The following is an 805-nucleotide window of genomic DNA, read 5'->3' as shown; positions in this document are numbered from 1 at the left end:
AGTGTTATTTGTGCAACACGGCATTAATCTGTTTGTGGAATTGTAATTATTCCGGAAATCGTCATTGAAGGCAGATGAACGATGGGTATGTTCGCCGCTGAAAAGGGCGAGCGGTGTGAGCCTTTTTCGTTGTGGGGGTGAGGCGGGAAAACATTGCCGCCAGCCACAAATCCGAAGCCATTTATAACTATGACTGGAGAGGTCAGAAAATGAACATCAAGAGCCTCCTTCTCGGCTCAGCCGCGGCCCTGATCGCGGTCAGCGGCGCGCGCGCCGCCGACGCTGTCGTCGTCGCCGAACCGGAACCGGCCGAATACGTCAAGATCTGCGACGTCTACGGCGCCGGTTACTTCTACATTCCGGGCACCGAGACCTGCCTGCGCATCGGCGGCTATCTGCGCTATGACATGGGCGCTGGCGATTCCGGCGCGCTGGATGGCGCCAATAACGTTCCGGATACCGAGGACGGCGACAGCAACGATACCTGGTATAAGAACATGCGTTTCACGCTGAGGACTTATACCGGCCAGGAAACCGAGCTCGGCACGTTGAAGACCTTTACCGAGACTCGCTTTCAATTCGGCAACAGCAGCGGCAACTATGAGACTAGTGGCTCTGGCTGGCAGGCCGGCAACAAGGCCACCAGCCTCAATTTCGCCTGGATCCAGCTCGGTGGCCTGCGCGTCGGTAAGGATGAAACGGTATACGATCAGTTCATCGGTTATGCCGGCAACGTCATCCAGGACACGCTCATCCCGTATGGTGTCAAGGATACCAATCTCATCAGCTACTACTTCGACGCAGG

The 805-nt window shown here is 56.3% G+C and carries 1 protein-coding gene; it reads left to right on the top strand.

All coding sequences use genetic code 11. The annotated features are described in order from the left end of the window. Positions 1-209 precede the first annotated feature (209 nt). Positions 210-805 (top strand): porin (locus EN893_RS36165; RefSeq protein ID WP_164901501.1); only part of this gene is annotated, 596 nt, incomplete at its 3' end.

The organism is Mesorhizobium sp. M7A.F.Ca.CA.004.04.2.1, from assembly GCF_004022825.1.
Classification (GTDB): Bacteria; Pseudomonadota; Alphaproteobacteria; order Rhizobiales; family Rhizobiaceae; genus Mesorhizobium.
This window is presented reverse-complemented; position numbering and strand designations above follow the sequence as displayed.